7 protein-coding genes are annotated in these 7,626 nt (G+C 67.3%); 2 read left to right on the top strand and 5 right to left on the bottom strand.

From position 1 onward, the window contains the following. Together RN01_RS19030 and RN01_RS19025 are read left to right on the top strand one after the other, a co-directional pair. The coding region (locus RN01_RS19030) for an alpha-E domain-containing protein (RefSeq protein ID WP_039016714.1) at positions 1-1,263 on the top strand (1,263 nt) is incomplete at its 5' end. Continuing rightward, positions 1,260-2,162, top strand: a complete 903-nt coding sequence (locus RN01_RS19025) for a transglutaminase family protein (RefSeq protein ID WP_017512893.1) — start codon at positions 1,260-1,262, stop codon at positions 2,160-2,162. The genes RN01_RS19030 and RN01_RS19025, both read left to right, overlap by 4 nt. 73 nt (positions 2,163-2,235) lie before the next feature. Here RN01_RS19025 and gatB read toward each other — a convergent pair whose 3' ends face one another. The 5 genes from gatB to gatC are packed head-to-tail and all read right to left on the bottom strand — an operon-like array spanning position 2,236 to position 7,205. After that, the gene (gatB, locus tag RN01_RS19020) at positions 2,236-3,732 is read right to left on the bottom strand and encodes an Asp-tRNA(Asn)/Glu-tRNA(Gln) amidotransferase subunit GatB (RefSeq protein ID WP_369799870.1); all 1,497 of its coding nucleotides are present in this window, start codon (positions 3,730-3,732) and stop codon (positions 2,236-2,238) included. Between the two features lie 37 nt (positions 3,733-3,769). Beyond that, on the bottom strand, positions 3,770-4,840 hold the full coding sequence (locus RN01_RS19015) for a dienelactone hydrolase family protein (RefSeq protein WP_017512891.1): 1,071 nt from the start codon (positions 4,838-4,840) through the stop codon (positions 3,770-3,772). Positions 4,841-4,873: 33 nt separating this feature from the next. Beyond that, a complete protein-coding gene (locus RN01_RS19010) occupies positions 4,874-5,347 on the bottom strand; it encodes a hypothetical protein (protein ID WP_024569258.1) in 474 nt (157 codons plus the stop codon). Between the two features lie 7 nt (positions 5,348-5,354). Continuing rightward, positions 5,355-6,854 (bottom strand): Asp-tRNA(Asn)/Glu-tRNA(Gln) amidotransferase subunit GatA, encoded by a 1,500-nt coding sequence (gene gatA, locus RN01_RS19005; protein WP_011514976.1) that lies wholly within the window; start codon positions 6,852-6,854, stop codon positions 5,355-5,357. A gap of 51 nt (positions 6,855-6,905) precedes the next feature. Further along, positions 6,906-7,205, bottom strand: coding sequence for an Asp-tRNA(Asn)/Glu-tRNA(Gln) amidotransferase subunit GatC (gatC, locus tag RN01_RS19000; RefSeq protein WP_008648047.1), 300 nt, complete (start codon positions 7,203-7,205; stop codon positions 6,906-6,908). Between the last annotated feature and the right edge of the window lie 421 nt (positions 7,206-7,626).

Raw genomic sequence — 7,626 nt, 5'->3', positions numbered from 1 at the left:
GGCTCGCGCCCGGCCATGCTGCGGGTTTTTGCGATTGCCGATGGCAATGGCGGCTGGCAGGTGATGCCGGGCGGATTCACGCGTCTGGCCCCGCCGCATCGCGAGGCGGTATCGATGCAGATCGGCGGCACCAGTGCCGACACGTGGGTGTTGTCGAGCCAGCCGACGCACGCGGTGCCGCTGATCTCGGCGCGTGCCGGGTTGGCGGCGATGAGCGCAACGGCGGGATCGGCGCTTGCCCGGCAACTGACGGTGTCGAGCCGCGCGGCCGAGAACCTGTACTGGGCGGGCCGCTACGCCGAGCGTGCCGAGAATCTTGTGCGTTTGTGCCGGCAAATCCTTGGTTCGATCGAATCGAACGACGAAACCGACGACGGCACGCTGACGATGATCGGTGACCTGGCAACATGGTTCGGGCTGGTGCCGCCGCAGACGCCATCGCCGCGAGCATCGTTGCGAGCGTTCGAATATGCCCTCGTTTCCACGCTGGCCAACCCCGATGCGGGTTCAGGGCTGGGCCCGACGCTCGCCAGCCATGCCGGCGCCGCCAACGAGATCCGCAACCGGCTCTCGAACGATCACTGGCGCACGATATTGGCCGCGCGTAATGACTTTCGCGATGCGATGCAGGCAGCCTGCCCGGATGGTCCATCGGCGGGGGAGGGCGCTTACGATCGCTCGAAGGTGCTGGCAGCGCTCGAGCACCTGTCGATGCAGCTTGGCGCGATTAGCGGCGCGCAGGGCGACCGCATGGCGCGCGACGCGGCGTGGCGGCTGGTATTCATCGGCCGCCATATTGAACGGCTCGGCACGCTGGCGCTGTTCCTGGAAGTGGCCGAGCGCAGCGGCGCGCTGTATTCGCGCAGTGGCGTGGACCTGCTGCTGCATCTGTTCGACAGCACGTTGTCGTTCCGATCGCTGTTTCCGGGCCGCGCCGATGTGCCTGCGCTGGTCGATCTGCTCGTGCTCGATCCGACCAATCCGCGCGGCATCTATGGTGTGCTGGATCGCTTGCGCGCCAAGCTCGTGCAACTGCCCACCGGTGCCACGGGGCAGGCGCGTGTGCCGCTGGCGGAGATGCTGCCGCCAGCTAGCGCGCTACCTTCGCGCACGTTGCTGTGCGCGAGCAACCGGCAGGGACGCCACGTCACGCTCGGGGCGCTGTGCGATCAGCTTGGCGCGCGCATGGCAAAGTTGTCCGAAGAGATCGGCGGCCGCTACTTCAGTCATGCCGGCGTGACAATCGAAACCGAACTGCCATGAGCGACATCGGCACGACCACGCTCAGCGTGCACCACACCACCACCTACCATTACGCATGGCCGGTCGAGCTTGCGCAGCAGCGTGCCGTGGTGATACCACCCTCCTGTGCGTGGCAGACCGTCGGGGCCCATTCGATCGAGGTGGACCCCGCCCCGTCCCACCAGCACATGCGCACCGACGGGTTCGGCAACAACGTGCTGCATTTCATGCTCGACGTGCCGCACGAGACGATGTGGCTGACAGCTAACAGCACCGTCACACTGAAGCCGCGCTGGCAGGCGCTCGATATCGTCCGCAGTCCGCGCTGGGAAGACGCCGCGGAGCGGCTACGCTATCGCGCAGGCCAGCCCTTTCATCCCGAGACGGAGTTTGTGTATGCGTCGCCCAACGTCGCATTGCATGACAGCCTGCGCGACTACGCGCTCCGGAGCTTCGCGCCCGGCGTGACGGTCGCGGCTGGCGCGATCGATCTGATGCATCGCATTCACGCCGACTTCGACTATCACAGCGAGATCACGGAGGTGCATACGCCGGCGCTGGAAGCGTTCGCGCTGCGCAGCGGCGTCTGCCAGGACTTCGCGCAGGTGATGATCGGCTGTCTGCGCTCGATCGGCCTGCCGGCACGCTACGTCAGCGGTTACCTGTGCACCGATCCACCGCCAGGCGAGCCGAGGTTGCTGGGCGCAGATGCCTCACATGCGTGGGCCGGCGTCTGGTGCCCGGAGAACGGCTGGATCGATCTCGATCCCACCAATGCAATGCTGGCCGACACGCGACACGTGACGCTGGCCATCGCACGCGACTATAGCGATGTGCCGCTGCTGCATGGAGTGATCGTGGGGGGCGGGGAGCATACGGTGGGGGTGGAGGTCAGCGTGGTGCCAGTGGTATCGGCATAGCGAACGCCAGGCGCAAAAAAAAGCCGGCCACGCTTGATGCATGGCCGGCCTCTTCACTTCCGGGGCGCCGATATCAGCCCAGCTTCTTCTTCAGCAGTTCATTGACCTGCGCCGGGTTAGCCTTGCCCTTGGTGGCCTTCATGGCCTGGCCGACCAGTGCGTTGAACGCCTTCTCCTTGCCGGCGCGGAATTCCTCGACTGACTTGGCGTTGGCGGCCAGCACGTCGTCGATGATCTTCTCCAGCTCGCCAGTGTCGGACATCTGCTTCAGGCCCTTGGCCGCGATGATCGCGTCGGCGTCGCCGTCGGACTCGCCAGCCCACATCGCCGGGAACACGTCCTTCTTGGCGGTGTTGTTCGACACCGTGCCGTCCGTAATGCGTGCCAGCAGCTTGGCCAGTTGCGCCGGGCGCACGGGCGCTTCGTCGATTGAGATGCCTTCGCGGTTCAGTTGCGACGCGATCTCGCCCATCACCCAGTTCGCCGCCGGCTTGGCGCTGGCTGCGCCAACGTTGGTCACGACGGCCTCGTAGTACGCCGCCAGCGACTTCGTCGCCGTGATGGTGCTTGCGTCGTACGCCGACAGGCCGTACTGCGACACGAAACGGGCCTGCATCGTGGCCGGCAACTCGGGCAGTTCGCTCTTCACGCGCTCGACCCACGCCGCGTCGATCTCCAGTGGCATCAGGTCCGGATCGGGGAAGTAGCGGTAGTCATGCGCGTCTTCCTTGGTGCGCATCGCGCGCGTCTCGCCAGTGTCCGGGTCGAACAGCACGGTGGCCTGCACGATCTCGCGGCCATCCTCGATCTCGGCGATCTGCCACTGCACCTCGTAGTCGATGGCCTGTTGCAGGAAGCGGAACGAGTTCAGGTTCTTGATCTCGCGGCGCGTGCCGAATTTTTCCTGGCCCAGCGGGCGCACGGACACATTGGCGTCGCAGCGGAAGCTGCCTTCCTGCATGTTGCCGTCGCAGATGCCAAGCCACACCACCAGCGAATGCAGGGCCTTGGCATAGGCCACGGCCTCGGCCGAGCTGCGCATGTCGGGCTCGGTCACGATTTCCAGCAGCGGCGTGCCCGCGCGGTTCAGGTCGATGCCGGTCATGCCCGCGAAGTCCTCGTGCAGCGACTTGCCGGCGTCCTCCTCGAGGTGGGCGCGGGTCAGGTTGACGGTCTTCTCGTACACGCCCTGCTTGCCTTCCACCTGAACCGTGATCTGGCCGCCTTGCACGACGGGGATCTCGTACTGGCTGATCTGGTAGCCCTTCGGCAGGTCAGGATAGAAGTAGTTCTTGCGCGCGAAGATGCTGCGTGGCGCAATCGTCGCGCCAATGGACAGGCCGAACTGGATGGCGCGCTCCACGGCGCCGCGGTTCAGCACGGGCAGCACGCCCGGCAGCGCCAGGTCCACGGGCGAGGCTTGCGTATTGGGCTCGGCTCCGAACGCGGTGGAGGTGCCGGAGAAAATCTTGGAGGCCGTGGAGAGCTGCGTGTGCGTCTCCAGGCCGATCACCACTTCCCATTGCATGGCGGTTGTTCCTTCGTAAGCCTGATTTGAGTCTTTCTGTATCTGTGTTCGGTGCTCGTCGAGCCGGGTCCCGGTTGTATCAGGGATCCGGGCTCGCAAGCCATGAATCGAGTTGTCCCAGCGCTGCCACGCGGGCCACGGCATCGCCGCCCACCGTGACGCCGCCGTTGCGCCGCGCTGCGATCACATCGCGCCGCACATGCAGTTCGCTCGTGCCGTCGAAGCCATGGTACGCGCCCGGATAGATCTCCAGCCGGAAGCGCGCCCCCGGCTGCCGCGATTGCACGGCGTTCTGCAACATCGCGCAGCGCGTGGCGGGCGTCCAGTCGTCCGCGCCGCCGATCAGCAGCAGCAGCGGCGAGCGCAGCCGGAAGTTGTGCTGTTGCACCGCGCGCTTGCATCCCGGATAGAACGCCACCGCACGGTCCACCGTGGGCGTGCCGCCGGGCCAGGGCCGGCTGGCGTCGATCGTGGCCAGCACCGCTTGCGCTCCGTTGGACCAGCCCAGCAGCACGATGCGGCGGGCATCGATGCCAGGTTGCCGGGATACCCATCGCATTGCGGCCAGCGCGTCGCCGCGGCGTGTCCGGTCGTCGATCGCGCGCGATTCGAGGGCGTCGCCGCAGGTGCCCTGTGCCCTGCCGCGCACGCTGTAGCTGTCCGGCATCAGCACCGCATAGCCGCGCTCGGCAAGCCAGTGCGCGTACTCGCGGTAGCGGCTCTGCAGCGCGCCGGCCGGATCGATGACTTCCTCGATCGTGCCCGCGCGCTTCGCGGCCACACGCATGTCGATCAGACCATTGCAACCGTGCAGTGCCACTACCACGGGCAGTGGCTGCGAACGCGGCAGGCCACCATCGCGGGGTGTGAACCAGTATCCGGTCAGCTCCGGCGAGCCGCCATCGCCGGGAATGCGCACCCGCTGGGCCGCTGGTTCCATGGCCGCCGCTGCTGATGTCATGGGTGCGCTGGCGGAAGCGGCCGGCGCCGCCGACGGTACTGCCGATGACACAGCAGGCTGCGCGGGCGCGGCCTGCAGGAGCGCCATGCCGATCGCCAACGCCGCCACGCTCGCGCGCAGCCAGCGCCCCGCCATGGTCGGAACCAGCAGCGTGGGGGTCAGCGTGGAAAGGTGCGGTCGGCGCCTCATGATCGGTCGATGGACGGTGTCGCTTCGTGCGTGTTAGCGCGTGCGGGCGCAGTCGCCCGAACCCGGTTCGAACATCACCGGCCATGCCTGCTCATAGATGCCCGGCGTGCAGTGTGCCTGGCAATTCGCGTGCGCCAGCGTGATGCGGCGCGGGTCCTGCCAGACCATCAGCTCGCAGGCGCTGCCGTCGTTGGCGCGCAGTTCGATATGCGGCGTTTTCTTGACCTGACGGAAGTCGGCCAGATTGAAGCTGCAAGAGCCGCGCTTGCCCACCCAGAGCTTCCACTGGAGCTGCTGCACGGTGTTGTTGGACACGCGCAACTGCGCGTCCTCGCGGAAGCCATCCTCCTCGGTGCGGCGGCAATCGCCGACGAGGTCGATATCGCGCGCGGCGATCGGCGTCGAGCGGCCGCCGAACGGCAGCGGAATGCAGCCGGCCAGCGTCGCCGCCAGGGCCAGGGCCGCAGCGGCGCGCATGCTGACGATGGGCAGGGGGCGTGTTTGCATGGCGTTGTCAGGCCGGGCGGCGCAGGTGCCAGTCGGTGGCCTGCTGGAACGCATGGGCCGTCTGCAGCAATTGCGCTTCATCGAAATAGTTGCCGATAAGCTGCAGGCCAACAGGCATGTTGCCTTCGCCAAAGCCGCACGGCACGCTCATGCCGGGCAGGCCCGCCAGGCTGGTGGACAGCGTGAAGATGTCCGCCAGGTACATCTGGACCGGATCGGCAGTCTTCTCGCCGAGCTTCCATGCCACCGTGGGCGCCACCGGGCCCATGATCACGTCGCACTGGGTGAACGCGCGCTGGAAGTCGTCGGCGATGATGCGGCGGATCTTCTGAGCCTGCAGGTAGTAGGCGTCGTAGTAGCCGTGCGACAGCACGTACGTGCCCACCATGATGCGGCGCTTGACCTCGGGGCCGAACCCTTCGGCACGGCTCTTCTTGTACATGTCGAGCAGGTCGCCATACTGCGCGGCGCGATGGCCGTAGCGCACGCCATCGAAGCGGGACAGGTTCGACGATGCCTCGGCCGGCGCGATGATGTAGTAGACGGGGATCGACAGTTCGGTCTTCGGCAGGGTCACGTCGACCAGCGTCGCGCCCAGCTTCTCGTACTCGGCCAGCGCGGCGCGCAAGGCCTGTTCGACGTCGGCCGAGAGGCCCTTGCCGAAATACTCGCGCGGCAGGCCGATGCGCAGGCCGGCCAGCGGCTGGCTGGCGGTGGCGCCGGCGCGGGGCTGGCCCAGCAGGCGCGTGAAGTCCTCGGTGACGCCGCCCAGTTCCGGGGTCAGGCTGGTCGAATCCTTCGGGTCGAAACCGGCCATGCCGTTGAGCAGCAGCGCGCAGTCCTCTGCCGAATGGGCCATCGGGCCGCCCTGGTCCAGCGACGACGCGAACGCAATCATGCCGTACCGCGACACGCGGCCATAGGTCGGCTTGATGCCGGTGATGCCCGAGAACGAGGCCGGCTGGCGAATCGAGCCACCGGTGTCCGTGCCGGTGGCGGCAGGTGCAAGGCCGGCGGCCACGGCGGCGGCGGAACCGCCAGAGGAGCCACCCGGCACGCGGCTGGTGTCCCACGGGTTGCTCACCGGGCCGAAGAACGAGTTCTCGTTCGACGAGCCCATCGCGAACTCGTCCATGTTGGTCTTGCCCAGCGTGACCATGCCGGCGGCGGCCAGGCGTTCGACCACGGTGGCGTCAAACGGGCTTTCGTAGTTGGCCAGCATCTTCGAGCCGGCGGTGGACTTCCAGCCGCGCGTCACGAAGACGTCCTTGTGGGCGATGGGCACGCCGGTCAGCGGCGTGGCCTGGCCCTGGGCGCGGCGCTCGTCGGCGGCGCGGGCCTGGGCCAGGGTCAGTTCGGGGTCAACGGCAACGAACGCATTGAGGGCGCGGCCGGCCTCGATGCGGGCCAGGTACTCGCGGGCGAGTTCCTCGGCGGAAACGGAGCGCGCCGCCAGGGCATCGGCGATCTGGCGCAGGGAAGTCACGGAATCAGCTGAGAAGGGCATGTCGATGATGGCGTCTGGGTGGTGGGCAACGTGGTATCGGAGACCGCGTTGTCACTCGATGACCTTCGGCACCAGGTAGAGGCCGTTTTCGGTGGCTGGCGCGGGGCGCTGGTAATCGGCGCGGCGGTCGGATTCCGTGACGGCGTCCTCGCGCAGGCGCTGGGCGATGTCGCGCACGGCGGACAGCGGGTGCGCCAGCGGCTCGATGCCGGTGGTGTCCACCGCCTGCATCTGCTCCACGAGCGAGAAGAAATTGTTCAGTTGCGCAAGCGTTTGCTCGGCCTCGGCATCGCTAGTTTCGATGCGGGCCAGATGCGCGATGCGCTTGACGTCGGAGAGTGCGAGAGCCATGGCGTGATGCGGCGCGTGCGCCGGGTTCGGTCCGTTGGACTGGAAGTATCTTGGCCGGATTCGGGGGTGCCGGCCATCTGGGGGCCGGAAGGGCGCTTCGGGTGGCACGGCGGCGGGGTGGCCAGGGCGTGCCGGACTGGTGCGCCCGGGGAGGCGCCCCAGGATCGTCGAAGTTACAAGTTTTTCCGGGGCCAAACGCCCCGAAACAGCGAGAATTATAAGGTATGATTATGCGTTGCAGATTCCCCGCAACGCGCGCTCCACTTCGGATGGGCAGGGATGCCCGATGGTGACGCCGTCGGCACAGTCCGGACGGTTTTCGCGGTCGACCAGAACGGCCCCGGGACCCGGAACGGACCAGTTCCGAGCGTCGGCCGTCGCAGCCGTGCAACACTGGCGGCGCATGATAGCCGTCGGCGCC

The sequence above is a fragment of the Cupriavidus sp. SHE genome (assembly GCF_000812445.1).
Taxonomy (GTDB): Bacteria; Pseudomonadota; Gammaproteobacteria; order Burkholderiales; family Burkholderiaceae; genus Cupriavidus; species Cupriavidus metallidurans.
This window is presented reverse-complemented; position numbering and strand designations above follow the sequence as displayed.